Origin of the sequence: Wolbachia endosymbiont (group A) of Lasioglossum morio, from assembly GCF_947250585.1 — a bacterium.
Taxonomy (GTDB): domain Bacteria; phylum Pseudomonadota; class Alphaproteobacteria; order Rickettsiales; family Anaplasmataceae; genus Wolbachia; species Wolbachia pipientis.
In genome coordinates, this window is the sequence record NZ_OX366327.1 from 180275 (window position 1) to 205341 (window position 25067).

The 25067-nt window shown below is 34.4% G+C and carries 24 protein-coding genes, 1 tRNA gene and 3 pseudogenes; 24 read left to right on the forward strand and 4 right to left on the reverse strand.

Translation table 11 applies throughout. The annotated features are described in order from the left end of the window. Positions 1-58: 58 nt before the first annotated feature. The 9 genes and pseudogenes from sdhC to OOK89_RS00965 all read left to right on the forward strand — a co-directional run bounded on the left by sdhC (position 59) and on the right by OOK89_RS00965 (position 7966). On the forward strand, positions 59-436 hold the full coding sequence (gene sdhC / locus OOK89_RS00925; protein ID WP_010963112.1) for a succinate dehydrogenase, cytochrome b556 subunit: 378 nt from the start codon (positions 59-61) through the stop codon (positions 434-436). Continuing rightward, complete coding sequence (gene sdhD / locus OOK89_RS00930; RefSeq protein ID WP_010963113.1) at positions 433-789, forward strand: succinate dehydrogenase, hydrophobic membrane anchor protein; 357 nt, start codon at positions 433-435, stop codon at positions 787-789. Before sdhC ends, sdhD begins: the two co-directional genes overlap by 4 nt. Before the next feature lie 84 nt (positions 790-873). Beyond that, on the forward strand, positions 874-2112 hold the full coding sequence (locus OOK89_RS00935) for a hypothetical protein (protein ID WP_141456696.1): 1239 nt from the start codon (positions 874-876) through the stop codon (positions 2110-2112). Positions 2113-2224: 112 nt separating this feature from the next. After that, positions 2225-3514 carry a sugar phosphate nucleotidyltransferase gene (locus OOK89_RS00940; RefSeq protein WP_006280310.1) on the forward strand — a complete coding sequence of 430 codons (1290 nt, stop codon included), beginning with the start codon at positions 2225-2227 and terminating at the stop codon, positions 3512-3514. A gap of 133 nt (positions 3515-3647) precedes the next feature. Beyond that, positions 3648-4877 carry a lipoprotein-releasing ABC transporter permease subunit gene (locus tag OOK89_RS00945; RefSeq protein ID WP_012673387.1) on the forward strand — a complete coding sequence of 410 codons (1230 nt, stop codon included), beginning with the start codon at positions 3648-3650 and terminating at the stop codon, positions 4875-4877. Then, positions 4870-5601, forward strand: a complete 732-nt coding sequence (locus OOK89_RS00950) for a hypothetical protein (RefSeq protein ID WP_038250643.1) — start codon at positions 4870-4872, stop codon at positions 5599-5601. Before OOK89_RS00945 ends, OOK89_RS00950 begins: the two co-directional genes overlap by 8 nt. Next, positions 5598-5954 (forward strand): annotated as a pseudogene (locus OOK89_RS00955) (heme biosynthesis protein HemY); the annotation flags it as partial. The gene OOK89_RS00950 and the pseudogene OOK89_RS00955, both read left to right, overlap by 4 nt. 58 nt (positions 5955-6012) lie before the next feature. Beyond that, positions 6013-6845, forward strand: a protein-coding gene (locus OOK89_RS00960) for an IS5 family transposase (protein WP_264718686.1) whose coding sequence is annotated in 2 segments (ribosomal slippage) — positions 6013-6379 and positions 6379-6845 — 834 coding nt in all. Because the reading frame shifts where the segments join, the coding sequence is not laid out codon by codon here. Between the two features lie 109 nt (positions 6846-6954). Further along, positions 6955-7966 (forward strand): IS630 family transposase gene (locus OOK89_RS00965; RefSeq protein ID WP_094745768.1). Its coding sequence is split into 2 segments (ribosomal slippage): positions 6955-7416 and positions 7418-7966, totalling 1011 coding nucleotides; the frame shifts between segments, so codons are not numbered across the junction. Between the two features lie 35 nt (positions 7967-8001). Here OOK89_RS00965 and OOK89_RS00970 read toward each other — a convergent pair. Next, a protein-coding gene (locus tag OOK89_RS00970) for an IS5 family transposase (protein ID WP_264718686.1) occupies positions 8002-8834 on the reverse strand; the annotation gives its coding sequence in 2 pieces (ribosomal slippage) (positions 8002-8468 and positions 8468-8834; 834 coding nt in all). A gap of 45 nt (positions 8835-8879) precedes the next feature. On the opposite strand from OOK89_RS00970, the pseudogene OOK89_RS00975 reads away from it, so the two are divergent. The 12 genes and pseudogenes from OOK89_RS00975 to OOK89_RS06375 form a co-directional block, all read left to right on the forward strand. After that, positions 8880-9761, forward strand: a pseudogene (locus OOK89_RS00975) (heme biosynthesis protein HemY); the annotation flags it as partial. A gap of 198 nt (positions 9762-9959) precedes the next feature. Continuing rightward, the gene (gene atpG, locus OOK89_RS00980; protein WP_264719078.1) at positions 9960-10823 is read left to right on the forward strand and encodes an ATP synthase F1 subunit gamma; all 864 of its coding nucleotides are present in this window, start codon (positions 9960-9962) and stop codon (positions 10821-10823) included. Positions 10824-10841: 18 nt separating this feature from the next. Next, positions 10842-12176, forward strand: a complete 1335-nt coding sequence (locus OOK89_RS00985) for a TldD/PmbA family protein (protein ID WP_264719079.1) — start codon at positions 10842-10844, stop codon at positions 12174-12176. 174 nt (positions 12177-12350) lie between these two features. After that, positions 12351-12602: a cold-shock protein gene (locus tag OOK89_RS00990; protein WP_006279919.1), complete on the forward strand. Its 252-nt coding sequence runs from the start codon at positions 12351-12353 to the stop codon at positions 12600-12602. Positions 12603-12637: 35 nt separating this feature from the next. After that, positions 12638-13864 (forward strand): DEAD/DEAH box helicase, encoded by a 1227-nt coding sequence (locus tag OOK89_RS00995; RefSeq protein ID WP_264719080.1) that lies wholly within the window; start codon positions 12638-12640, stop codon positions 13862-13864. Between the two features lie 203 nt (positions 13865-14067). Continuing rightward, complete coding sequence (locus OOK89_RS01000) at positions 14068-16374, forward strand: AAA family ATPase (protein WP_070357007.1); 2307 nt, start codon at positions 14068-14070, stop codon at positions 16372-16374. 63 nt (positions 16375-16437) lie between these two features. Next, positions 16438-17439, forward strand: coding sequence for a J domain-containing protein (locus OOK89_RS01005; RefSeq protein ID WP_264719081.1), 1002 nt, complete (start codon positions 16438-16440; stop codon positions 17437-17439). A gap of 58 nt (positions 17440-17497) precedes the next feature. Further along, positions 17498-18394 carry a class I fructose-bisphosphate aldolase gene (locus OOK89_RS01010; protein ID WP_151807527.1) on the forward strand — a complete coding sequence of 299 codons (897 nt, stop codon included), beginning with the start codon at positions 17498-17500 and terminating at the stop codon, positions 18392-18394. A 5-nt stretch (positions 18395-18399) separates the two neighbouring features. Next, positions 18400-18471: transfer RNA gene (locus tag OOK89_RS01015), tRNA-Cys, on the forward strand. A gap of 130 nt (positions 18472-18601) precedes the next feature. Next, on the forward strand, positions 18602-19678 hold the full coding sequence (locus OOK89_RS01020; protein WP_151807528.1) for a quinone-dependent dihydroorotate dehydrogenase: 1077 nt from the start codon (positions 18602-18604) through the stop codon (positions 19676-19678). Positions 19679-19865: 187 nt separating this feature from the next. Then, a complete protein-coding gene (gene rnc / locus OOK89_RS01025; RefSeq protein WP_264719082.1) occupies positions 19866-20564 on the forward strand; it encodes a ribonuclease III in 699 nt (232 codons plus the stop codon). A gap of 81 nt (positions 20565-20645) precedes the next feature. Then, positions 20646-20781: pseudogene (locus tag OOK89_RS06375) on the forward strand (IS66 family transposase); the annotation flags it as partial. 122 nt (positions 20782-20903) lie between these two features. On the opposite strand, the gene OOK89_RS01035 reads toward OOK89_RS06375, so the two are convergent. Then, positions 20904-21446 (reverse strand): hypothetical protein, encoded by a 543-nt coding sequence (locus OOK89_RS01035; protein WP_264719084.1) that lies wholly within the window; start codon positions 21444-21446, stop codon positions 20904-20906. A 109-nt stretch (positions 21447-21555) separates the two neighbouring features. Further along, a complete protein-coding gene (locus OOK89_RS01040; protein ID WP_250296025.1) occupies positions 21556-22086 on the reverse strand; it encodes a phospholipase D family nuclease in 531 nt (176 codons plus the stop codon). Positions 22087-22632: 546 nt separating this feature from the next. On the opposite strand from OOK89_RS01040, the gene OOK89_RS01045 reads away from it, so the two are divergent. Next, the gene (locus OOK89_RS01045; protein ID WP_255511221.1) at positions 22633-22758 is read left to right on the forward strand and encodes a hypothetical protein; all 126 of its coding nucleotides are present in this window, start codon (positions 22633-22635) and stop codon (positions 22756-22758) included. 185 nt (positions 22759-22943) lie between these two features. Here OOK89_RS01045 and OOK89_RS01050 read toward each other — a convergent pair whose 3' ends face one another. Then, positions 22944-23639 (reverse strand): hypothetical protein, encoded by a 696-nt coding sequence (locus tag OOK89_RS01050; RefSeq protein ID WP_264719085.1) that lies wholly within the window; start codon positions 23637-23639, stop codon positions 22944-22946. Positions 23640-23927: 288 nt separating this feature from the next. On the opposite strand from OOK89_RS01050, the gene OOK89_RS01055 reads away from it, so the two are divergent. Both OOK89_RS01055 and OOK89_RS01060 read left to right on the forward strand, forming a co-directional pair. After that, complete coding sequence (locus OOK89_RS01055) at positions 23928-24566, forward strand: HAD family hydrolase (RefSeq protein ID WP_155969299.1); 639 nt, start codon at positions 23928-23930, stop codon at positions 24564-24566. Continuing rightward, on the forward strand, positions 24566-25054 hold the full coding sequence (locus tag OOK89_RS01060; protein WP_264719086.1) for an RDD family protein: 489 nt from the start codon (positions 24566-24568) through the stop codon (positions 25052-25054). Before OOK89_RS01055 ends, OOK89_RS01060 begins: the two co-directional genes overlap by 1 nt. Positions 25055-25067: the final 13 nt, after the last annotated feature.

Sequence of the window (25067 nt, forward strand, 5' to 3'; positions counted from 1 at the left end):
TGTGCTATACTGCTGTCTTTACTTCTACTTTATTTTAATTTCCCGATAACGGAATTTTATGAGTGATAGACCTCTTTCTCCACATTTACAAATATATAAAGTACAAGTTACTAGTTTTTTCTCTATTATGCATAGATTGACTGGTATCTTGCTATTCCTTTTATTAATGATACTTTCTTGGTATTTCATATTACATGTTTACTTTCCTGAGTTACTTATAGTAAGGTACTTAAATGCATTATTATTCACTCCTGTTGCTAAATTAGCTTATGTCTTATGTTTTATAAGTTTTGTATATCATTTTCTTAATGGTATTCGTCATTTATTGTGGGATGTTGGGCTTAATTTAGAAATTACTGGCGTTTCAAGGAGTGCTATACTGCTGACAGTAACGCTACTTCTTTCTACTATGGCTTTTTTATTTATGTTTATATGAGTCAGTCTGGAAATTCAGTACATCATTGGTGGGTTCAGCGTGTTTCTGCGGTAATTTTACTGTTCCTGTTTCCTTGGTTTATCTATTCATTTTCTTGCACATTTTATACTGATAGCTCTTTGTCTTTTAGTGAAAAATTTATTAATCACCCTCTAGAGCTTTTATTTTTTGTTGTATTGTTGTTTTGCATTTTTTGGCACGCAGTTCTTGGAATGCAGGTAGTATGCGAAGATTATATACACAGCGTACCTTTGAGGATTTTTACAATTACATGCATAAAGTACTTATCAAGCATTACTTATATAACCCTCGCTTTTACAATCTTTATCTTCTACAGGCATATTTTCTTGTAAAATCACCGGTGCTGTGTTAATATATTATTAGTGTACTAGTTTTATTATTGAACTATAGCATTATAGCGATTTTGGTTTGACAATATGTTTGAAGCATTAAAAAAGGGAGCAATAGATCTTACACTTAAAGCAAAAGGTCTGCTTACTTCACCTGAATCTCAAGTTTACGTCGAAGACCTTAGAAAGGTAATGATGTATGATGGAAGGAAATGCCAGTATCCAAAAAATTATGATCAAATTGTACAGTCTGCTAAAATCATAGAAAACAGGGATATGCATGGAAATGCTATACTAGATAAAGATAAAAATCCAACCTATAAACTTTTGTATGGTCAAAAAGATGAGAATAGAAAACAACCAAGTTTCAGATTATCTTTAGTTCCCAAAAATGAAGATAATGATAGATCTTATTTTACTATCAATTATATAGACAATCAGGGTAAGCAAATTCCTATAGATTGGTTAAATAAGTCATACTTTGAGCCATTAGGCTTTTCGAGAATGGATTTGAAAAAACACGCGCCAATTTTCGAAGCTCAAAAAACTAAGAATCCTCAATATCCGTTTGAATTAACTAACTCTTCTGTGCTAACTAAAGAGGTGAAAAATAAAGAAGGTAAAGTTCAGGAAGTTGTTGATGAAAAAGGAAGAAATGGAGAATTATTATACACTAGTGATGACAAAAAGCTAAGCACCCATTTTTCAGAAATTAGAGATCAGAATGGTAATCTAGAGCTAGATAAAAGTCTTATATCTGTTCCTATCGTTTTTGCTACAAGCTTGGCTAAAGTTTGTACTAAATTGTTGACTTCTCTTCCTATAAAGTTAGGGAAGTATTTAATAAGCGAACAAAACCCAATTGCAAAGTCTTTTGGTTATCTTTTATTTACTCCTGCAATGGCAATAAAAAATTTAGTGAATATGGGAGCTACTATACTTAAGGCTCCAATTTTATTGTTTGTAGCAAATGAGAAAAAATATGGTGATGCTTACTACACCATGTGGAAACACCAACTGAAAGGATGTTTGGAAGAAGCAAAAAGTGACTTTAATGTTATTAAAGGTGAAGAAAGGCTAAAGCCGGATCATGGGAATCGTGATTCACTAGTGGGCACATGGGATGAGCTTAACGCTAGAAGGCCAAAGAAACAAGGGGATGATAAAGAAGTTAGCAAGAGTAATGAAATACTAAAGAGTCCTGAGGAAGAACAAAATAAGGGTAATGAAATATTAAGTGATAAAAGAAAAGGTCATGTTGAGGAATTACAAAATAGAAGAAATTCACAGCAAGGGCAAGGCGCTACACATGATCACTCTCATTAGCAATTACTTTAAATCAACATTTACTTTCTTTATTAACTATTCCACAACAAAAACTTGCATGTATTTTGCCCTCAGTATAAGATATTAATTATTTAATTAATATCTTAACTAAATGCGCCCTGTAATATTGTGTGGTGGTAGTGGTAGCAGACTTTGGCCTTTATCTAAGCCAAAGCAATTTCAGAAAATATTTAGTCAGAACACTATGTTTCACAACACTTTGTTGAGGCTAAAAAGCGATTATATGCCGCCCATAATTGCTACAAATATACAGTACGAGTCATTAGTGATGGAGGAATTGCATGCACTGCAAGAATATAAAGTGATTTTCGAACCAGTGAAAATTGGAACAGCAGCGGCAATATTAATTGCTGCACTTCTCTGCAATGAAAACGAGACAATGTTAATTCTGCCTTCAGACCATTTTATAGGTGATTTGAATAGTTTTTATGCTTCTACTCAAAAAGCGTCTAAGTTAGCCTCTGAAACTAACTCTATAGTCACTTTTGGGGTTAAGCCTCATGAATTCAATTCTGAATACGGCTATATAAATGCAGTATATGATCAGAAAGAAAAATGTCATATAGTGAAAGATTTTACAGAAAAGCCCGAGCGTAAGTTAAGTAACGATCATTATTGGAACTCTGGAATATTTGTGTTTAAAGCAAAACGCTACATAGATGAGATTAAAAAATCTGCCCCGAATCTTTACAATTTATGTTTTAAATATTTCACACCGCAAGAGAGATTTCTGTATTTAAAACAACGAGATTTTGCAGGAATTGAAGGCATATCCATTGATTACTTGGTGATGGAGAAAGCAAAAAACGTTGCAATGATAGAAGCTAATTTCGATTGGTTGGATGTTGGAACTTGGAATTCAGTTTTAGAATTGAGTGAGAAGTTTAGTAAAGAACCGGTGTCATTTCAGCATGTGATTAGAGAAAAAGAACCAGTTTCAACGACAAAAAGTAATAAAAATTTATTGGGTGGAGCTTGTAAGCAACCAAACAAAAGTCTAATTTCATTTATTCATAAAGTTAAGAAAGTAAAGGTGATAAGGAAAGAAGTTAAACCATGGGGATTTTGTAGTATAATTTTAATGAGCGAAAATTTTCTTATAAAATATCTTTTTATAAATCCATTAAGCTGCACTTCTAAGCAATTCCATCACTATAGAGATGAATACCATATAGTGCTATCAGGAGTTGGGTATGTTAGTTTAGAAGACAAAGAATATGCTATAGCAAAAGACCATATGATAGAAATCCCAAGGGAAGTTTCCCATAGGATTGAAAATAGAAGCATAAGCTCTCCACTTGAAATAGTTGAATTTCAGATAGGAGAGCATTTATCTGATAATGATATAGTGAGGTTGGATGATGTATATGGAAGATTTTGAAATTCTAATGTTAAAGATACTCTATAAGCCTGCTAAATTTAAGGAAGCAAAAATCTCTAGTTTTCAAATAAAGAAAAGTCTACAATTATACGAAGTTTCAAAAATATAATGTTTAACCTCAAAATATTTTGTAATGTCCATTGCCTTTGAAATTACTATGGCTGCTTGCTATTTGCGAGCGAAAAATGCCAGATTTTGCTCTATAATGACTTTGTTCTCTATTATCGGCATTGCCCTTGGAGTTGCAACACTAATAGTGGTGATGTCTGTGATGAACGGATTCAGAGCAAAGTTGCTTGACTCAATACTTGGCATTGATGGCCATATTAATGTTTATTTTGATAGGAACATAAATTCAGATTACTACGCAGTTTCAAAATCTATTGAGAGAATTCCTGGTATATTAAAAGCTACTCCTATGACCAATGATCAAGTTATTATTGTAGCAAACGGTAAAATTGCAGGTAGCGTAGTGCGAGGTGTATCAACTAAAGACTTGCTTGATAGTACTGCCGTTACAAATAATGTAATTATAGGTGATGTAAAAAAATTTGATGAAGGAATAATAATAGGAGCACGCTTAGCAGAAGCTTTGAACGTTGACTATGGCGACGAAATTACGTTTATATCATCTGAAGAATTTGATGCATTACTTGGTGAAATGCCGCGAATGAAAAAATATAAAGTTATAGCAATATTTGATATGGGTATGTTTGAGTATGATAATACCTTGATATATATGCCTCTAAAATCAGCACAAGCCTTTTTTAATTATAAAAATAGCATAAAAAATATAGAAGTACTTGTAGACGACGTTACTAGAGCTGATAAGCTGGCAGATGCTATAGAAAAAGAAATAGGAATGGAAGCTGAAAGTTGGCAATCACAGCAAAGCCATTATTTTAGTGCTTTAAAAACTGAAAGAAATGTGATGTTTTTAATTCTCACTTTGATTATAGTTGTAGCAGCGTTTAATATTATCTCAAATTTAATGATGATAGTGCAAGAAAAGAAATCCGCGATTGCAATTATGCGTACATTTGGTGCAACAAGTGGAAGCATTATGCGTATATTTTGCGCTTGTGGTCTATTAATCGGTTTTACGGGAACTTGTCTTGGCTGTATTATAGGTGTCGTTTTTTCTCTCAATATCGAAAGCATTAGAGTGTTTTTAGAAAACATTACTAACGTCAAGCTGTTTGATCCTATGATATACTTTTTTTCAAGTTTGCCAGTGATATTAGTACCCCAAGACGTAGTAAATATTTCTGCACTTGCGTTACTCTTATCATTTTTAGCGACAATTGCTCCTGCGTTGCAGGCAGCTGCACAAGATCCTGCGGAGATACTACGTTATGAATGATACTCAGCAAAAGTACATAGGTTGGTTCTTAATTGTATTGTTATTTACCGGTTACATCACAATAAATAACATAATCTTTTTAAAAATAAATCAGCAAGAGAGTGAAAACAATGTGAAAGCTTTAACGGAAAACATGGATGAATTTAGAATGTTGCTTGAAGTTAATCAATCTAGAATAGAAAAAAAGATATTTGACCTCAAGAGAAGTCAGCATACTCAATGTGAGCAAGGTGATAATAACTCAAGATGTAAGAACCTTGCAAAATTGCTATTACTTGTGGTTAAAATGAAGAATTCGTTATTGCGAGAAGCAAAATTTGATAACCATATAAATTCAATAAAGCCTTTGATATCAGAGCTTGACGATCCAGAGATAGAAAATGCAGTAGATGAATTAGAAAATTTGAAAGAGATAAATACCTTACACGAATTGAAGTTATCTTTTGAAAAAACTATTGATACTATCGATTACAACAAAAGTACATTGTCTAAAAAAATCATTTCAAACTGGATAAAGGTAGACGACCGAAATGATCCATTAAGAGTAAAATTCGCAGAAATTGAGGAGTCAATAAATGATAATGATTGGCAAAATATAACTGTTACAGTAAGCAATTTAACGCATTCAGAATTCAAGCCATGGCTGAATAAATTGAATGGTTTTATTGTAGCTTCTAAGAATATTTCAACAATATATCATCACTTATTACAATATATCTCATGATTTATTTTATAATTTTCGCTTTTTCGTTTTTATTTGGTATATGGGTCAAGGTAAGTGGTGAAGTAATAAAATTGGAATTAGGCAATTACACTATAAGTATTGATCTATATTTCATTATTTTTACTTGTGTAGTTTTATTATTTTTATTAATTACACTTGTACGCTTTTTTTCCTCCATTTCATCAACATTTGCCAACATAAGAAATAGAAGAAGGGATAGGGAAGAATTGCTTCTCTTTGAAGCTTTCTTTAGCATAGACTTAGACAATATAGAGAATGCCCAAAAGCTAGTTAAAAGTCTGAGTGAGGAGAGCGATAGGTTGTCTTTAATAAAGCTCTTTAACTCAGGTAAGAGGTTGTCCACAAACCAAGGAATACGTAGTATATAAAGAAAGAATATTGAGGTAAGAGATGAGGAAAAAATATCCAACAGATTTAAGTAAAAGGGAGTGGGCAAGAATAGAAAAACACTTCAGAGTATCGTACAAGAAAGGAGGAAGGCCACCAAAATACAGTAAGTGTGAGATAGTAAATGCAATTCTTTATATACTGCGCACAGGATGTCAATGGCGCTATTTACCACACGATTTTCCGCCGTGGAAGGCTGTGCATGAACAGTTTAGAAGATGGAAAAAGCAGGGAATTTTTGAGAAAATGAACTATGATATCACTAAATATAGTAGGTCAAAAATGGGAAGAAATGAGGAGCCGAGCGCATGCATAGTGGACAGTCAATCGGTAAAAACCACGGAAAAAGGGGGGTCAAAGGTTATGATGGTGCGAAAAAGGTAAAGGGGAGAAAAAGACATATAATCACAGATACTCAAGGATTTGTGCTTGGTTGCTATGTAGGAGCTGCAAGCGAAAATGACAGAGATGGGGTGAAGATGGCATTGGACAATATGAAGGAAAAATACAGCAATATTAAGAAAATGTGGGCTGATATGGGATACCAAGGAAAAGATTTAAAGGATTACGTAAAGAGAGAATATGGGATAGATATTGAAATTGTCAAAAGGCCTCCATGTAGGTTTTGGGTGCATAAAGATACACCACTAGAACTATTGCCACAACGGGATCCTGGATTTTCAGTACAGCCGAGAAGGTGGGTGGTAGAGAGGACTTTTGCTTGGATCAATAGAAATAGAAGGCTATCAAAGGAGTACGATTTACTTACAACATCTACTGAAAGTTTCATATATCTGGCTATGAGTAAAGTTATGTTAAGTAGGGAATATGCTTGATTTACTGGTTTGTGGACAACCTCTAATACCAATTCCCATTACACGGCAAACAGATGGACAAAGATGGAAGAAAAGCCATAATGAAGTAAGTAAAATAGTTGAGGTATAAATGGCATTAAGATCAAAATTATTGGATGAAAAAGTAGTAGAATCAGCAAAAGAAATGCTGAAGAAAGTAAGGAATAATGCATATGTTTCAAAAAAACTAAATGCTGTAATTGCAGCAAAAAAGTACAGTATAACGGCTGTAGCAAAAATATATTGCATTTCAAGAAGCGCACTAACTTCGTGGGTAAAACTCTTGAAATTTGGCAGAGAAGAAAAACTGTTTGCTCCTCCACAACGCCGTAGAAAAACTAAATTAAATCAGGTTCAACTACAGCAAATTGAAGAGTGGATAGAAGAAAATCCTAATATTACCATTAAAGAAATGAGAATAAGAATCCAGGAAAAGTTCAGATTAAATATCAGCAAATCTACAGTACACCGCTATATGCAAAAGATGAAATTCTCATATATTACACCAAGACCAGTTCATAATGGACAAGATAAAAGCAAACAAGAGGAATTCAAAAAAAAATCTCAATGGCGCTATTAGCAAGTATCCAGAAAAAGAGCTATTTTTCTTTGATGAATCACGGTTTGGCACACATTCAAAGGTTGGACATGGGTGGTTTAAAAAGGGGATTAGAACACAGGTTAAAACAAAATTAGGTAGGCAAAATTTCTATCTCTATAGTGCGGTTAATCCTAGAAATGGAGAGAGTTCTAGCTTATTTGCACCAAATGTCAACACTGATTGCATGAACATATTTCTTGAGCAGATGTCGCAATATCTAGAAACACGAGAGGCTTTTCTTGTTATGGATTGTGCTAGTTGGCATAGGTCAAAAAATTTAAAGGTACCTAAAAATATCGATATTATATACCTACCTCCGTACTCACCTGAGCTAAATCCTGTTGAGAGGCTTTGGTTATATATAAAACAGAACATTTTGCGCAATAAAATATACGATACAATTGCTCTGCTTGAGGGTGCTTTGTGCAAATTTATTACTTCTCTTGCCAGCTCCACAATTAAACAACTCTGCAATGTCTCCTATTTGACTGGCCAACAATGAGAGTTGGTATAAGAGGTTGTCCACAAACCAGTAAATCAAGCATATTCCCTACTTAACATAACTTTACTCATAGCCAGATATATGAAACTTTCAGTAGATGTTGTAAGTAAATCGTACTCCTTTGATAGCCTTCTATTTCTATTGATCCAAGCAAAAGTCCTCTCTACCACCCACCTTCTCGGCTGTACTGAAAATCCAGGATCCCGTTGTGGCAATAGTTCTAGTGGTGTATCTTTATGCACCCAAAACCTACATGGAGGCCTTTTGACAATTTCAATATCTATCCCATATTCTCTCTTTACGTAATCCTTTAAATCTTTTCCTTGGTATCCCATATCAGCCCACATTTTCTTAATATTGCTGTATTTTTCCTTCATATTGTCCAATGCCATCTTCACCCCATCTCTGTCATTTTCGCTTGCAGCTCCTACATAGCAACCAAGCACAAATCCTTGAGTATCTGTGATTATATGTCTTTTTCTCCCCTTTACCTTTTTCGCACCATCATAACCTTTGACCCCCCTTTTTCCGTGGTTTTTACCGATTGACTGTCCACTATGCATGCGCTCGGCTCCTCATTTCTTCCCATTTTTGACCTACTATATTTAGTGATATCATAGTTCATTTTCTCAAAAATTCCCTGCTTTTTCCATCTTCTAAACTGTTCATGCACAGCCTTCCACGGCGGAAAATCGTGTGGTAAATAGCGCCATTGACATCCTGTGCGCAGTATATAAAGAATTGCATTTACTATCTCACACTTACTGTATTTTGGTGGCCTTCCTCCTTTCTTGTACGATACTCTGAAGTGTTTTTCTATTCTTGCCCACTCCCTTTTACTTAAATCTGTTGGATATTTTTTCCTCATCTCTTACCTCAATATTCTTTCTTTATATACTACGTATTCCTTGGTTTGTGGACAACCTCTAAGACGGGAAATTACAGCTTTTTCAGTAACGGTTTAACAAATATTGCAAATAAAAATCGTAACTTAGCTCTACTTCTAGCCAATAAGCTGATTGTCCACCTCAAACAAGAAAAAGTAGTCTTTCAAAAATTTATAGAATATTGCTCTAGTTCAATTAACGATAAAATGCTATCTATTCCCTTTCAAATAGAGCATTGCATATTGAAAGAAGATTGGATTAATGCAATTTTAAGGTTGAAGGAAGCAGTTAAGTTCAATATTTTTCTTCCCTTTGACCATAAAGAAATGTTTGCAGTCTTTTATTGTGCTTTGGCAAAACAATATGAAAGTAAAGGGGATTTTAAAGGGGCTATAAAGTCTTTATTCAGAGCACAAAGTTATTATGCAACTTTTCGGCCCATCAATTATTTAAAGGCAGAATTATATATTAAACTTGGAAAAATCAGAAAAGCTTCTGCAGTGCTAGAGGCAGAATATGCAGTAAATCCTACTCTTCAGTCAGCTAGAATGTACATCAATTTAAATAGTAAAGGTGCTGAAAGACTATACAACTTACGCCCTGATTATTATTTTAGTTACTGTTTACTTGCTTTGTCCTCAATGAGTTCAGGTAAATATGATCTTGCAAGTCAATATTTAGACACTGCTATGAAAAAAGCTAATTACATGTCAATCTACTTTATTGTAATACAGCTCAAGGTTACATTGCAAGAACACGACAAGGTAATTTATTGGCTAAACAAGATGGGCTCAGAAGCTTTGCCTGATCCAGGCTGGAAATGTAAAAATTGTAACAGGGAACTAGAACAATGGGATCATAAGTGTTCAAGTTGTAATAGTTTTAATTGTGTTTATTATATATTATAAAATTCCACAAAGTGTAGAAATTACCATTAGGCTACTTTCACATTGATATTGCTGAAGTTAGAGCACTTTCTTAATATAATCCTTATCTCCAAACAATAAACCTGCAAGTTTCTTAGCTAGACTTGGTTTTAATGTCAAAAAAACTTGCTTTTAGACACTAACAGTTATATATTTTTAATAAATAGAGTTGTATACAAAATGAAGAGCTTAAAGGAATTCTCCTTAAGAATTAAGAATATTAGGTCTGTCCAGAAAACCACGAAAATAATGCAAATGGTTTCTGCAGCAAAGTTATTACAAAGCCAAAAGAAATTATCAAATTCAAAATTATATATATCTAAGCTGCATAGCATTATTTCTTCATTAATGCTATCAGTTGATCAAGAATTACTGGCAAAAATTCTAAATGTCAGTAACAACGGTTCTTACCTAGTATTCATTGTTGCGTCTGATCGTGGCTTGTGCGGCAACTTTAACTCTTCTATTGTCAAATTTAGTCAAAATAAGTTAATCACAAATGGCAAAAAAGTAGATATTGTATTTCTTGGTAAAAAAGCTTTTGATATAGGGAAAAATAGATTTGACTCTAAAAGTATCTTAAAAATTGAAAATAGTAAGGGAATCACGTTAAAGCACGTAGAAGCTTTGGTTGGTGGTATAGATCTAAGTAAATACGATAAAGTTAAAGTTTTTTATAGCAAATTCTATAATACCTTCACGCAAAAACCAATGTTGGAAACAATAAAACCATGGAGTAAAGACTCATCCTTGATTGATAACTCTCTGGCTGGTCCAATAACAGATTACGGCTATGAGTATGAACCACAAAATATTGAATTTATTTTAAAATCTTTGGTTCAAGATTACGTTGTAATTGCTCTTTACTCTGCTTTACTTGAAAGTGCAACGAGTGAGAATAGTGCTAGAATGGTTGCTATGGAATCAGCAAACAGAAACACTAAAGAGATACTGAACAAATTAGCATTGCTTTATAATCGTTCTCGTCAAGCAGCGATTACGACTGATTTAATTGAAGTTATAGGTGGTGCAGAATCTTTATAGAAATCTAAGGAATAGAAAATGAATATATTAAATATTGCAGCAGATATTACTAAACTAATAAAAAAGCAAAATCAAGATGCGGAAGTTACAATATATGAAACTAATAAGACTTCAGTTTCTCAGCGTCTATCAAAAATTGAGCAAATATCACAATCTAAAAATTGCACTGTAGGAATCAGAGCTATAGCAGGTAAAAACAAAGCTGCGTATATTTCTACAAACGATTTGAATAATCTGAGTGATACAGTAAGCCAAGTGGTAGAAATGGCAAAGAATGCACCAGAAGATCCTCACATTAATTTTGCTGTAAATGGTAGTAATTATACCTCTTCTGTAGATTTAAGTATCTCAGATAATAATGTTGTAACCGTTGATAACCTAAAAGAAATTGCTGAAGCTGCAGAAAATTCAGCCCTCGCACATAAGAGTATCACTAATTCTGAAGGAGCCTCTTCTTCATACGCTTTAGTGAATACAGTATTATCAACTGTTTCTGGTTTTATTGGCTCGTTTAGTAAATCAACCTTTGTTAATCAGGTCTCTGTTGTTGCTGGAAGAGAAAGTGAAATGAAGGTTGGTTACGATTATGATATAGCATGTAATTTTAGTGATTTAAAGTTGCCAGAGTTAATAGGAAAAGAAGCAGCAAAAAGAGCAATTGATCAATTGAATTCACGTACAATTAAAACTGGTAAGTTTCCGGTTATTTTTGAAAAAAGAGCAGCAAAGGGGCTAGTAAAAAGTTTCGCTTCTGCTATAAATGGCGACAGCATTGTGAGCAACAGTTCTTTCTTGAGGAGTAGTTTAAACGCTCAAATTTTTAATGATAGAATTAGCATTATCGATGATCCGTTATTGCCAAGAGGCATAGCATCAAGACCATTTGACGGAGAAGGGATAATTAGCAAGAAAAATATATTTGTAAAAAACGGAATATTACAAAATTGGATTTTAGACTTATACTCGGCTAAAAAATTAAACTCAGAAACAACCGGAAGTGCAACTCGTGCAAGTAATGCTGCAATTATTCCTGCAGCTAGTAACCTCTACATTGAGAATGGTAATGTATCATTTGAAGAATTAATTCAGGAAGTGAAAGAAGGAATATATGTAACTGATTTGTTTGGTTTTGGTGTCAATTTAATCAATGGCAATTACAGCCAAGGCGCTTCCGGATTTTTTATAGAAAATGGAAAAATAGTGTATCCAATACATGAGATTACCATTGCTAGTAATTTGAAGGATATGTTTAGCAATTTAGTCGTTGCAGATGATCTAACTTTTTGTGGGCAATTTAATTCACCGACGATTAAAGTTAGCGAAATGACGGTTGCAGGTTCGCTTAACGATTAAAAATTTTATTTGCATCAAGTGCAACAATTGTGTATTATTGTCATGTAATGTTAAGAATAGACTATGGAGTATAAAGGTTTAGTTTCAATAGCTAAGCTTAAAGCATTCTCAATCGTAATTTCAAAGTTTTTCATCACATTAGTAATATTAGTTAATAATTTAGGAGTTGTTTAAATGGAATTTGGTAATGTAAAATGGTTTAATGCCGAAAAAGGCTATGGTTTCATCAAGCCAGAAGGTAAAGGGGGTGACGTTTTTGTACATATTAGCACATTGGAACGTTCAGGAATAAGGCCTGAGGCACTTAAAGGAGAGAATAAAGAGAAAGGAATAAAAGGGGAAAGGGTGAGTTATGAAGTTAAAGAAGAGCGCGGTAGAAACGGAGAAGATAAAAAATCTGCAATAAACTTAAGATTGGAAGATTAATCTATTATGAAGTCTTTTAATAGGATTAACGTATTGTGAATAATTTTCATGAGATGGGTCTACCAGCTTCGCTTACACAAGCTCTAGATAAAAATAATCTTTTCGTCCCAACTCCGATTCAAATACAAGCGATTCCCTTAGCGCTACAAGGTAAAGATATTCTCGGATCTGCTCAAACGGGAACTGGAAAAACTTTGGCATTTGCTATTCCGTTGGTTGCTAAGTTGCTGAATGAGCCTAACGCTGGTTCAGCTTTAGTCATTGTGCCAACCAGGGAGCTTGCGCATCAGGTAACAAATGAGATAAAAAAACTCTTATTTCAAAATTCTGCACTAAGGGTCGCTTTGTTGATTGGTGGTGAGCCTATTTTTAGGCAGCTAAATCAACTTCAGAAAAAACCACAAATTGTAATAGGTACTCCTGGTCGTATTATGGACCATATTGAGCGTAAAACTTTGATTACTCGCAATGTTAGCGTTCTTGTGCTTGATGAAACGGATCGTATGTTTGATATGGGCTTTGGAATTCAAATTGAAGGGATCATGAAATATCTGCCAAAAATACGGCAGACTCTTATGTTTTCTGCAACTCTTCCTAGTGATATAGTTAAACTTACTGAGAAGTACCTTAATCGACCAGAACGTATTTCTGTTGATTGTGAGGCTACAACTTCTGTAAAAATTAAGCAAGAAGTTGTTTATGCATCAGAATCAGAAAAATATGGGAAGCTTGTTATACAACTATGTCAGCGCGAAGGATCAATCATTATCTTTGTCAAAACAAAGCAAGGAGCGGATCAGCTAGCTAGCAGATTGCACAAAGATGACTATAGCGCTTTAGCAATTCATGGTGATTTAAGGCAGCACAAGCGCGAAAGGGTCATTAATTCTTTTCGTCGTGGCCGTAATCAAATCATGGTTGCAACAGATGTTGCTTCTCGCGGCCTTGATATTCCCCACATTCAACATGTTATCAATTATGATGCACCACAATCGCAAGCTGACTATATTCATCGTATAGGTAGAACTGCACGCGCTGGAGCTGAAGGGTATGCGCTATCTTTTGTTACACCTCAAGATAAGAGAAGACTGCCTGCACTGGCAGACAAAGAAGGAGAGCTAAATTTTGATTGTAGTGTGCAATTTAAAAAACGTAACAGCAAAAAGGTCTTTAAAAGGCCAAGTACGTTAAAGACTAAATACGGTAGAAAAAAGATCAATGCATTTAAGAAGAAAAGCAGAGTACTAGAAAAAGCGTATTAAATAGGATTTACCTACAATTTGATAAGCGTAAAACTCGTCATTCCGCTACTCATTAGCGGAATCTATGCTGAGATATTGCGGTGCTATGACGTAGATCCAGAGTGGGATTCAAATTGGCTACAGCGAACTGCTGGATTTCAATTTTTTTAATAATTGTGTGCTATTCATTATATATGAGTTCCCACTTTTAAAGAGAATAGGAGATGATTTCCAAAAACTTAGAGGCAAGTTTGAATAGAGCACTATTCATTGCTTCTAATTTTAATCTTAAATATGCGAAAGTAGAACATTTATTGCTGGCGTTAACTAAAGACGTGGATGTAAATTACGTTTTATCAAGATGTAATATCAGAGCCGATGAAATCATCAGTATGGATAACATTCTATCAAGATGCAATATTAAGGCTAATGATTATAATAATAATATAAAAGGGTTTTTACAAAGCAGTTCTGAATTGATTATCAGTGGAGTTAAACCTAGCTCAATGTTTCAATGCATAATACACAGAGCAATAATACGGGCTCATAGCTTGGGGAAAAAAGAAATAAATGGAGCAAGTGTTCTAGTAGAAATTTTGTCTGGGCAAGATTTATACGTTGAAGATCTATTGCAGAAACAAAGTGCGAAAGATTCCAATTTGATTTACCACATATCTAACATGAAATACTCTAACGATATAGATGAATACACCACTAATCATAAAGTAAAACTTGATAAAAATAATGATGCTCCTACTACAGTAAATAAAGGTGAGCTACTAAAAGATGAGGAAATTCTACAAAGTTATTGTAAAAATTTAAATGACTATGCAAGAAGCAAAAAAATAGATTATGTTATTGGTCGTGATTATGAATTAAATCGCACTATAGAAATATTATTGAGGCGTAGAAAAAACAACCCTTTATATGTTGGAGATCCAGGTGTTGGCAAAACCACAATAGTTGAGGGTTTGGTACTCAAAATCATTGAAAACAGTGTTCCAAGTGCGCTCAGGTCCAGTATAATTTATGCTTTGGATTTAGGGTCACTCCTTGCAGGGACACGCTATAGAGGTGATTTTGAAGAGAGAATAAAATCTATAATAAAAGCGATTGAGGCAAAACCAGGTGCTATCCTTTTTATTGACGAAATACACACTATCATTGGAGCAGGTTCTACAAGTGGTAGCTTTCTTGATGCAGGTAACCTACTCAAACCTGCGCTTGCAAGAGGTACACTGCGTTGTATAGGTGCAACTACATATAGAGAATACAGCAATAGTTTTGAAAAAGATAAAGCATTAGCGAGGAGGTTTCAAAAAATTAATGTTAAGGAATCTTCTGTTAACGAAACGATAAAGATACTAGATGGTATAAAGCACTACTATGAAGGGTATCATGGAGTATATTATACAAAGAATGCCATTAGGTCTGCGGCTGAACTTTCGCATAAGTATATTACTGGGCGAATATTACCTGATAAAGCGGTTGATGTTATTGATGAGGCAGGGGCATATTGTAAATTGCTAAGAAACAGGGGTAAAATTGTAAATAGTAGAGATATTAAGAATACCATTACTAGAATTACAAATGTGCCTTGCGGATCTGAATCTGATGATTTGCAGAAAGTAAAGTCTTTAAAAGCTAATCTAGAGAAGGTGATTTTTGGCCAAGAGCAGGCAATAGAATCTCTTGTTAATTCTATTAAAATTGCTAAATCTGGGTTGAGAAATTACAATAAGCCTTTAGCAAATTATCTTTTTGCAGGGCCAACCGGTGTTGGTAAAACCGAGCTAGCAAAACAATTAGCAGAAAGCATGGGCATGAATCTTATACGCTTTGATATGTCCGAATATATTGAGTCTCATACGATATCAAGGATGATTGGTTCTCCTCCTGGATATGTAGGTTATGATCAGGGTGGATTACTCACAGAGTCTGTATCTAATAATCAATATAGTGTTGTGCTGCTTGATGAAATTGAAAAGGCTCATAGCGATATCTATAATATATTGCTACAAATTATGGATTATGGTTGCGTTACAGACACTTACGGACGTAAAGTTAACTTTTCCAATATAATCTTAATTATGACAACTAATGCAGGAGCAGCTGAACGCAGCAAAAGTTTTGTTGGCTTTGGGCATAAAAAATTTAACACTGGTGATAGTGAAAAAGCGATAGAACAGGTTTTTAGCCCTGAATTTCGTAATCGTCTTGATGCGATTATTTCTTTTTCTGACTTAAATGCGGATATAATTCTGCATATTGTAGATAAATTTATTCAGGAACTGAAAAAGCAGCTGACGCAAAAAGGCATAAACTGCTTGGTAGAAGATGAAGTGAAATCTTATCTTGCACAAACAGGTTATAGTAAGGAAATGGGAGCACGTCCGATAGAGAGACTTATTGAAAAAGAGATAAAAAGTTACTTAGCGGAAGAAATACTGAATCGTAAATTAATAAAAGGAAAGAAATTAAGAATCTATATGAATAAAGTAGAAAATAAAATTGCTTTTGATATAGTTTGAAATTCTTGTTTTTTTATTACACTTATAGTATACTTGTTTTATTTTAAGAATAATGAGGCTATAGTGGCAAGTTTAACTAGAAATCAATATTACAGTAATCAAGATTTACAGAATTTATTTTCAAGACTAGGAATAAAAGCGGAAGAAGTAATAAGCCAGGAGTTTGACGATATACTCAAGTTAGTTGAACGGCGTTATAGAAAACTGGCATTGAAATTCCACCCTGATAAAAACAAAGGTAATGAAGAGCAGGCAAAGAAAAAGTTTCAGGAACTTACTGATAACAAGAGGAAATTAGAGCAACATCTTAACGCCTTAAGATCAGGAAGAACTCCTGGTAGACCTACAACATTACAAGAAGAAATAGCAGAAAAGCAGAGAAAAGTCGATGAGATTTTATCACGTAGAAGTGAAGCTATAAATGGAGCACTTTTATTCTTTGTATTAGCAAATGTGGTGTTTACTCCATCGCTGAAAGTCGAATATTGCTTATCGCAACTTGCTAATAGTGGCACGGTGCAAAGCATCGCTTATCAATTTTATGCATTTAGCATAGGGATTTGGCCGTTGTTATTTATTATATCCTTTTTTGGTGTTATTTATGCAGCAAGTAAACAACAAGGTTTGCAAGAAGAAAATTCTGATAAATATAACCGAAGAGTAAATATGCTTCTTACTGCTGATAATTATGTGATATGTATCGCAGCAACATTTGCTATATGTGGTCTAGTGTCAGAGGTAGCACAAAATGGCTGGCCTGCTCAATATGGAACAATGCTGATGATTAATTTAGTATTAGATTTATTACTTATTGCTTTACTTAGAACTTTTACAAAGGCATCTGAACTATATAGTGAACATTGCATTCAGCGTTTATATGAAGAAGATACAGAATTTAGCTATAAAGAAAAATTTGCATGGTATGACTACAAGTTAGTGCTTATGCCACTTGTTCTTCCTATTGTCAAAATGTGTTTTGGAGATTTAATCCAAGAAAAGTCACGACAGCACACCACCGATCCTAACGTTACATCTTTAGGTACACCTGCAGGACAAGAACCATAAAAAGATCTTTGCTTCAACTGTGGTTTTTGCTATACTTTAAATGAACTTCATAGCGTTAATGAGTAAAGAAATAAGACAAATCTTAAACCACTACGAAAGTGAAAACCCCGGGGTAAAAGCAAATCTTACTCGTATTCTCATGCATGGAAAGCTTGGCGGCACTGGCAAATTAGTAATTCTCCCTGTAGACCAAGGGTTTGAACACGGGCCAATAAAAAGTTTTGAAGTTAACCCTGATGCTTATGACCCACATTATCATTTTCAGCTTGCAGTTGATTCGGGAGTAAGTGCATATGCTGCTCCACTTGGTATGATTGAAGCTGGTGCTTCAACTTATGCTGGAATGCTCCCACTTATTTTGAAACTTAATAGTTCCAACTCCTTACATTCGAAGAATCTGACTTCTGATCAAGCAATAACCTCTTCTGTGAAAGATGCACTGCGTTTGGGCTGCTTGGCTGTTGGATTTACTATATATCCTGGTTCTGCTAAGTGTTTCGATATGATGGAAGAAGCCCGTGAAATCGTAGCTGAAGCCAAATCTTATGGGCTTGCAGTAGTGTTATGGTCTTATCCACGCGGTGAAGGAATTTCCAAAGAAGGTGAAACAGCGGTTGATGTTATTGCCTATGCTGCACACATGGCAGCTTTGCTTGGCGCTAATATAATAAAAGTAAAACTTCCAACTAAATATTTGGAAAGGGAGAAAATAGAAACAGAAAATATTGAATCATTACCTAAAAGAATTGAATATGTTAAAAGATCTTGTTTTGCAGGAAAAAGAATAGTAGTTTTTTCTGGTGGCGAGTCGAAATCAGTGAATGACATATGCAATGAAGCGAAAGAAATTAAGCAGGGTGGTGGTAATGGTTCAATTATTGGACGTAACACTTTCCAACGCAAAAGGGAGGAAGCTTTATCTATGCTAAAAGATATAATGGATATCTACACATAAAAAACGGCTGGGTGGCAGAATGGCTTATGCAGAGGACTGCAAATCCTTTTACACCGGTTCAATTCCGGTCCCGGCCTCTTTCATTTTCTATATCTTGTAAAAGTTGCTCAATTTAACAGTAGCTTTAAGTGTGTAACCTATAGAGAAAATTATTTATAAGTAAAATCAATTTCTTTTCAAGTTATGGTTATACTCTTATAGCGTTTCATGGTAAAAAATAAACTAAAAATAAGCAAAGTGTTTTACAAAATGATATTACGTGATTTATTGTTTTTACTGCCGCCCGAAGTTGCTCACTCTTTGGCAATTATGGCATTAAAGAAAATACCTTATAAGAATCCTATAGAGCTACCAGAATCTTTGAGTGTAAATTTTTTTGGTAATAAGCTCAGAAGCCCCGTGGGTCTGGCTGCAGGTTTTGACAAGAATGCAGAAGTTATAAGGCCTATGCTTTCATTTGGTTTTGGATTTATTGAAACTGGTACTGTAACTCGTAATCCACAATATGGAAACAAAAAACCAAGAATTTTTCGGTTAATTAAAGATCAAGGGGTAATTAACAGATTGGGATTTAACAATAAAGGAATAGACTACTTTCTTAAACAAATAGATAAAACCAAGCTTGATGATTGCATTTTTGGCATCAACATAGGAAAAAACAGTACATCAAAGGACCAAATCAGCGATTATGTTGACTTAATAAAGATAGTATATGGAAAAAGCAATTATATAGTGCTGAACATCTCATCCCCAAACACGCCTAATTTACGCAATCTGCACAATAAGCAAGAATTATCGGAATTGTTGAAATCCGTAACTCTAACCCGGAAATCAATTGATAATTCTAAATCCATACCAATAATATTAAAAATCTCACCAGATATAGATCAGCAAACGAAAGAAAATATCGCTGAGCTTGCGTTGGAATATAAGATTGACGGATTAACAGTGAGCAACACTACGATCAGTCGGAATAACTTACATTCCCACCACAACGAGAGTGGTGGGTTGAGTGGCAAACCGCTGTTTAAACTTTCAACCGAGTTATTGAGCGATATGTACAAACTTACTAAGGGCAAAATATTGTTGGTAGGATGCGGAGGAATCTCAAGTGGTGCTGATGCATATAAAAAAATAAAGGCAGGAGCTTCTTTGGTGCAGTTGTACACTGCTCTCATATACCACGGACCTCAAGTTGTAAACAAAATTAATCTAGAACTTGCAGAACTAATAAGGAGAGATGGATTTAGTAACATTAGTGAGGTGGTGGGTTGTATACATTAAACATCTTCTCTGTTACCTAAGTAGCCGACACTGGAATAACATCGATGAATCATTATTCAAATAATGGTTATGCAAGAAGTCTATTAAAATGTATATTTTGGAAGTTGTTGGTATTATTTTAATAAAACAAAACTAATTCTTTGGTATAAAGGTGTGGTAGGAAGTGTTATTCTTTTAAATAATGGGTATGAAGAGTTTGAATGATGCAATATCTAAGATCATTGATTATAAATTTACAAATTATGCAATATTAGAAGAGGCACTAACTCACCCAAGCGTAAATAAAAGGAATAGCAAAAACCAGATTGTAAGCTACGAAAGACTAGAGTTTTTGGGCGATAGTGTTTTGAATATGGTTGTATCTGCCACACTGTTTAAACTATTTCCTGAAGAAAAAGAAGGAGCATTGGCAAAAAGAAAGACGGATTTAGTTTGTGGCAACACCATTGCTAATGTTGCTAAAGAAATAAAATTAGGCAGCTTTATCATCATGAATAATAGTGAACGCTGCAATGGAGGAAGATGTAACTTAAAAAATTTAGAAAACTCGCTTGAAGCACTAATAGGTGCAATTTATGTTGATGGCGGACTTGAAAATGTTGAAAAGTTTATTATCCAATATTGGGAAAAGCTAGCTAAAAGCATGCTTGATCCCCCTCAAGATCCTAAAACCTCACTGCAAGAGTGGACTCAGAAAAACAAATTGCCTTTACCAGAATATGAGCTTGTAAAACAAACTGGACCAGCGCACAATCCTGAATTTACTATGTCAGTTTGCATAGAAGATTATGGTAAAGTTTCTGCATGCGCTTCTAGTAAAAAGATTGCTGAACAAAAAGCTGCTGAGTTGATGCTAGAAAAAATTGAAAAAGACGCTTCAGTTTAGGCAAAATAGGCATTAATGTAAGTTTTAAGGAAGCTAATAGCGTTTAGGGGAAATGGTCAATTTAAGGAGAAGCATAGTATTATTCATAAAAAAGTTGATCTACCAAAAATCAAGCCTTATGTAGTGGAATATCAATGGCCGTTGTCGGAGATGCGGAAAAAAAAGAAGTAGCAAGTTACCAAAAGGTGTTATGCCAGATACATTTGGTCCAAGAGTTGTTTTGTGAAGTTGACAGAGTCAAGGAGAATGAAAGTTTTAAAAAATAGCATATTTTTTAATTATAAAAATTTGATATTAACTGTTGTTGGTTGATTGAGTAAAAACCAGTAAATGGTCACGTTAAAACATATTTTTAAATTTTTGCCAAAACCCTGGTTTACTATCATTAACCTTTGTAAATGTTACATTTAAACTGTATCTCGGATCGTTTGGCACGTCGTATTTAATGCTAAATGTTGAAACTTTATCGTTATTGTAAATATTCACATCATCATATGATAGCTTCGTTGTGTAACACTTTACATGCTTTTGTTTATCATACACTAGATCACCTGACTCTCTTTCTAGTTCTACAAATTTCGTTTTTTTCTGACATTCCTTTATTTTTATTAAATCCTTATCTAGTGATATTGAAACTGGCAGCGTATTTCCAGCGTATTCTTTAGCTAAAAGTTCACTTTGAGGATACATTTTTATTTCCCTGCCAAAATGTGAGTCTATGAAATTATTGCTCCAAAATTTATCGCCAGAATGTACGTATTCGTCAGTAGCATACGGTACCCCACCATAACTGCATTGAACTTTATAATCTCCAACACCGTTGTTTTGAAAAAAATCGTGAATGGCAGTGTAGCTACCGGCAGCATCGTTTATATAATCCATTACCTTATTCCTTAAACTTCTAGTTTATTATATCATAATCATTACGCCAATCAATAAAAAAAGCTCTCCCTTGCTGTTTTTAGAGCTGATTTTAAGCAAGTGCTTTTGATTAGTTGGGAGCATATTTATAAGATTGTGACATTCGTGCCTCCCAGTTTTTCACATACTGCTGAATCAATTCAGGATAATCTGTAATAATTAATAAATTTTCAGCATTTCCTTTTTTAGCTGTCTTACTCAGGTTAAACGACCCTGTGATGACTTTTTGATTGTCAACAATCATTATCTTATTATGAGCAATCTTTGGCTTATCATCGATCCAAATTGGTACTCCACCTGAAAATAATTCATTTATAACACTATATTTTGAGTAGAGTTGCGATTTATCTAAGATGACTTTAACATCAACGCCACGTTCTTTAGCATTGATCAAAGATTTTGCAATTGTTCCAAGAGTAAATGTATATTCTTGAACTAAGATAGATTTTTTAGACTGATCTATTACGCTGATTATCGGCATAGCACAATCTTCTCCAGGTGAAAAGCAAACCGTAGCTTTTGGGCAGGGCGAAAATATAAAACCCGCATAGTAATACAGAGAAAAACACATTAACAAGAATAAAAAGTGAAAAAGCCTCACAACAACCCACCCCCGGATATACGGCGATAGGCTACATCATAATTTAATCACCTGTCAATAGACTTCTTGCATAGTTTTTGGCAACAACCGTTAGAAACGAAAAAACTTACTTGACAAACTCCGCCAGCCCCCTTATCATGAAACTGAAGGTATTCAGTTATCTTCATCTGTGCAGATTAAACAGCAAGAAAACAACGTAGTTGGCGTCTTATTTTTAATTTTTTGCACTATGTGCACCTTATGTCTTCACAATATTTCTAGGTTTTTACCTACACAAGCTGAAACGCGCTTATAAGTCGTTTAAGACAGTATAGTACGCCAATTTGCAGGATTAGGGAGTGACAACTAGCTAACACGGGGTTTCTTTTGCCTTTTTTTCTGCTTAGTAAATTTCTTAAACATTTAAACTAAGGTGAGGTGCATTTAAAAGCAGCTAAATTGCAGTGTTTAAGACTTAAAAAACGCCAATGTTCTAAAATAGATATTAGCTGGGGCTTCTTTTGCCTTTTTTTTCGCTTGGTAAATTTCTTAATGTTTATAGCTAACATGAAGCTAAGTACGAACTTTGTTAAATACAACAAATGGTGTCATCCCAGTGCTCCTTTTTTTGTCATCCGAGTAGCTGATACTGGGATCTATTTTGCATGTAACTCCAATTGTGTTTTGGCATAAAACGCGACGCGTATTAGACTTATTTGCAAGCAAAGCTTGCTAGATCCAAGTAGTCAGGGCACTGGGATGACATCATAGGGACACTGGGATGACACCCTGACAATCGTCATCCCGCTACTTGTTAGCGGATGAGATACCGCGGCGGTATGACGGTTCGTGGCGGTATAATGAAGCTTGAAAGTGGATCACCTTTCACGACCCGTGTTTACTTCATTCACTTTAGGAGTATTAACAGGCGTTATTGCCGGGTTCTCAAGCTTTGTTGCCTGCTTCAAACCCTCGCTTACACTTTTGTCCTTTAAAATTTCATCAAGCTGCTTACTCTTTTGTTGCTCTTCGTTATTTGACGTATCTCTTTGAGCATCTTCTTTCATGCCACGAGCATTCTCTACATCCTTTTCACCTTCACCTAAAAATTTTTCTAATATTTTCTTAACAAAGCGCTTCAGAAGACTCAAAAACCCTTCTTCTTTTTGATTTTCTTGTGGTTGAGGCGTGTTATCTTTTTTGTCCGGCTCAGTGTTGAGCTTCTCTTTTACAGAACTCTTGCTCACTGAGGGATTAACGGTTTGTGAATCGTGCTCTGATGCTGTTTGCACAGAAGCTTCAGTAGTCTTTTTTTGTGTATTATGTTCAAGGTCTTTAACTGCTGTTGTAGTTTCTCTAAGAGTGTTAGCTGCTTCTTGAAATTTTTTGTCATTTTTTAATTCTGCAACTTTTTCACTTGTGAAGATGCCCTTCCCTTTATATTGTTGGTCAAGCTCAGCAATTCTTTCAAAATCTTGACGTGCTTTTTCATCTACACGTCCTTCTTGACTTTCAAGTTTCTGATTCAATTCTGCAACGTTTTTCATTTTGTTCTCAAGCTCCTTATTTTTCACAGCTTTTAGAGCCTTTGTTCCTTTTGCGATATAATTAACCTTCTCTTCTAATGAGGTACCTTCTGGAAAAGCACCTGGAGAACGTTCAAAGACGTCTTAAACTTTTTTTCAACACTTTCTTGAGATGTCTGGGCCATACCTATTACCTATTAAAACATATCATATAACCAGTATATTAGCTAATTATATAAAAAACAGTTAACATAACTTGTGGTAGAGCGTCCTATTTATATCTTTTTCATTAAAATGCTATTTACTTATTAACTTAAAATATATAACAATATAGAAATGAAAAACAGCCCATTAGCAGTAGTATTCGATTGGGATAATACCTTAGTTGACACTCAAGATAATATTTTTAATGCTATTAAGCATACCATAAACTCAATGGGGTATAGTAATAAAGCTGCTGATAGAAATTCCCATGAGTCGAGAAAGAGCTATATGGTCAATTTATTTGGCGATCAGTGGAAAAAAGCGAATCAGATATATCAACAATATTTAGATGATGCACTATTGCAAAACATTGCTCTGAATCAAGGAGTAGAGAAAATGTTGCAGACACTGAAAAGCCACAATGTTTATCTAGCAATAGTAAGTAATAAGAAAAATACTAATTTACGTAAAGAAGTTGCCTATTTTAAACTAGATTCTTACTTTGAAAGAGTGGTTGGGTCATGCGATACTGCAGAAGATAAACCATCTGCAACCCCACTGCTATTTGCACTAGAAGAGAGTACGTTGCCTATAAATAGAGAAAATGTGTTTTTCGTTGGTGATAGCATCACAGATGTTCTGTGTGCACAAAATGCCAATTGTTTACCTATTATATACGGTCAATCAATAAGCGGTTATGAAGATTTGTTATGTTTTCAACATTTTGATAAGCTTACAGATTTCATAATAAAATATTTGGAAGATAGGTAATGACAGAGATTGCCAGTATAATAAGACGCTTTTGCGCATATTTGATAGATAGAGCAATTTTATTAATTCCAAACTTATTAATCAGACTATTGTTAAAGAATTTTCCGTTAATTTCATCTATGTGTATAGATTGCAGTTACTTCACATATTTTATATCTTCAAAAGCCCAAGCAACTCCTGGTCAGCAATTAATGAACATACATACCATAAGCTTGGACGGTTCTAAAATAGATTTGAGTTTAGCATTTGATAGAAGCATTTCTCAGTTTTTTCTTTCTCTATTATATAACATAATAGTTATCCTCATCGAGCTTTTCCAAGAACAGGACGTGTTAATAAACGCTTTCGATATATTAATAGTGCTACTCACTATATTAACGGTGCTGCTCACTCTCTGCTGGTATCTAGTTGCTTGCTTCTCTAAGAAAAAACAGACATACCACGACATGCTATTTAATACGGTTGTTATCAAAGGAACTATTAAATGAGTTGCTATAACTA

Bases quoted from the DNA above. Each gene is read 5' to 3' on its own strand.
- sdhC (WP_010963112.1), top strand. From the start codon at position 59: ATGAGTGATAGACCTCTTTCTCCACATTTACAAATATATAAAGTACAA.
- sdhD (WP_010963113.1), top strand. From the start codon at position 433: ATGAGTCAGTCTGGAAATTCAGTACATCATTGGTGGGTTCAGCGTGTT.
- OOK89_RS00935 (WP_141456696.1), top strand. From the start codon at position 874: ATGTTTGAAGCATTAAAAAAGGGAGCAATAGATCTTACACTTAAAGCA.
- OOK89_RS00940 (WP_006280310.1), top strand. From the start codon at position 2,225: ATGCGCCCTGTAATATTGTGTGGTGGTAGTGGTAGCAGACTTTGGCCT.
- OOK89_RS00945 (WP_012673387.1), top strand. From the start codon at position 3,648: ATGTCCATTGCCTTTGAAATTACTATGGCTGCTTGCTATTTGCGAGCG.
- OOK89_RS00950 (WP_038250643.1), top strand. From the start codon at position 4,870: ATGAATGATACTCAGCAAAAGTACATAGGTTGGTTCTTAATTGTATTG.
- atpG (WP_264719078.1), top strand. From the start codon at position 9,960: ATGAAGAGCTTAAAGGAATTCTCCTTAAGAATTAAGAATATTAGGTCT.
- OOK89_RS00985 (WP_264719079.1), top strand. From the start codon at position 10,842: ATGAATATATTAAATATTGCAGCAGATATTACTAAACTAATAAAAAAG.
- OOK89_RS00990 (WP_006279919.1), top strand. From the start codon at position 12,351: ATGGAATTTGGTAATGTAAAATGGTTTAATGCCGAAAAAGGCTATGGT.
- OOK89_RS01000 (WP_070357007.1), top strand. From the start codon at position 14,068: ATGATTTCCAAAAACTTAGAGGCAAGTTTGAATAGAGCACTATTCATT.
- OOK89_RS01010 (WP_151807527.1), top strand. From the start codon at position 17,498: ATGAGTAAAGAAATAAGACAAATCTTAAACCACTACGAAAGTGAAAAC.
- OOK89_RS01020 (WP_151807528.1), top strand. From the start codon at position 18,602: ATGGTAAAAAATAAACTAAAAATAAGCAAAGTGTTTTACAAAATGATA.
- rnc (WP_264719082.1), top strand. From the start codon at position 19,866: ATGAAGAGTTTGAATGATGCAATATCTAAGATCATTGATTATAAATTT.
- OOK89_RS01035 (WP_264719084.1), bottom strand. From the start codon at position 21,446: ATGGATTATATAAACGATGCTGCCGGTAGCTACACTGCCATTCACGAT.
- OOK89_RS01045 (WP_255511221.1), top strand. From the start codon at position 22,633: ATGAAGCTAAGTACGAACTTTGTTAAATACAACAAATGGTGTCATCCC.
- OOK89_RS01055 (WP_155969299.1), top strand. From the start codon at position 23,928: ATGAAAAACAGCCCATTAGCAGTAGTATTCGATTGGGATAATACCTTA.
- OOK89_RS01060 (WP_264719086.1), top strand. From the start codon at position 24,566: ATGACAGAGATTGCCAGTATAATAAGACGCTTTTGCGCATATTTGATA.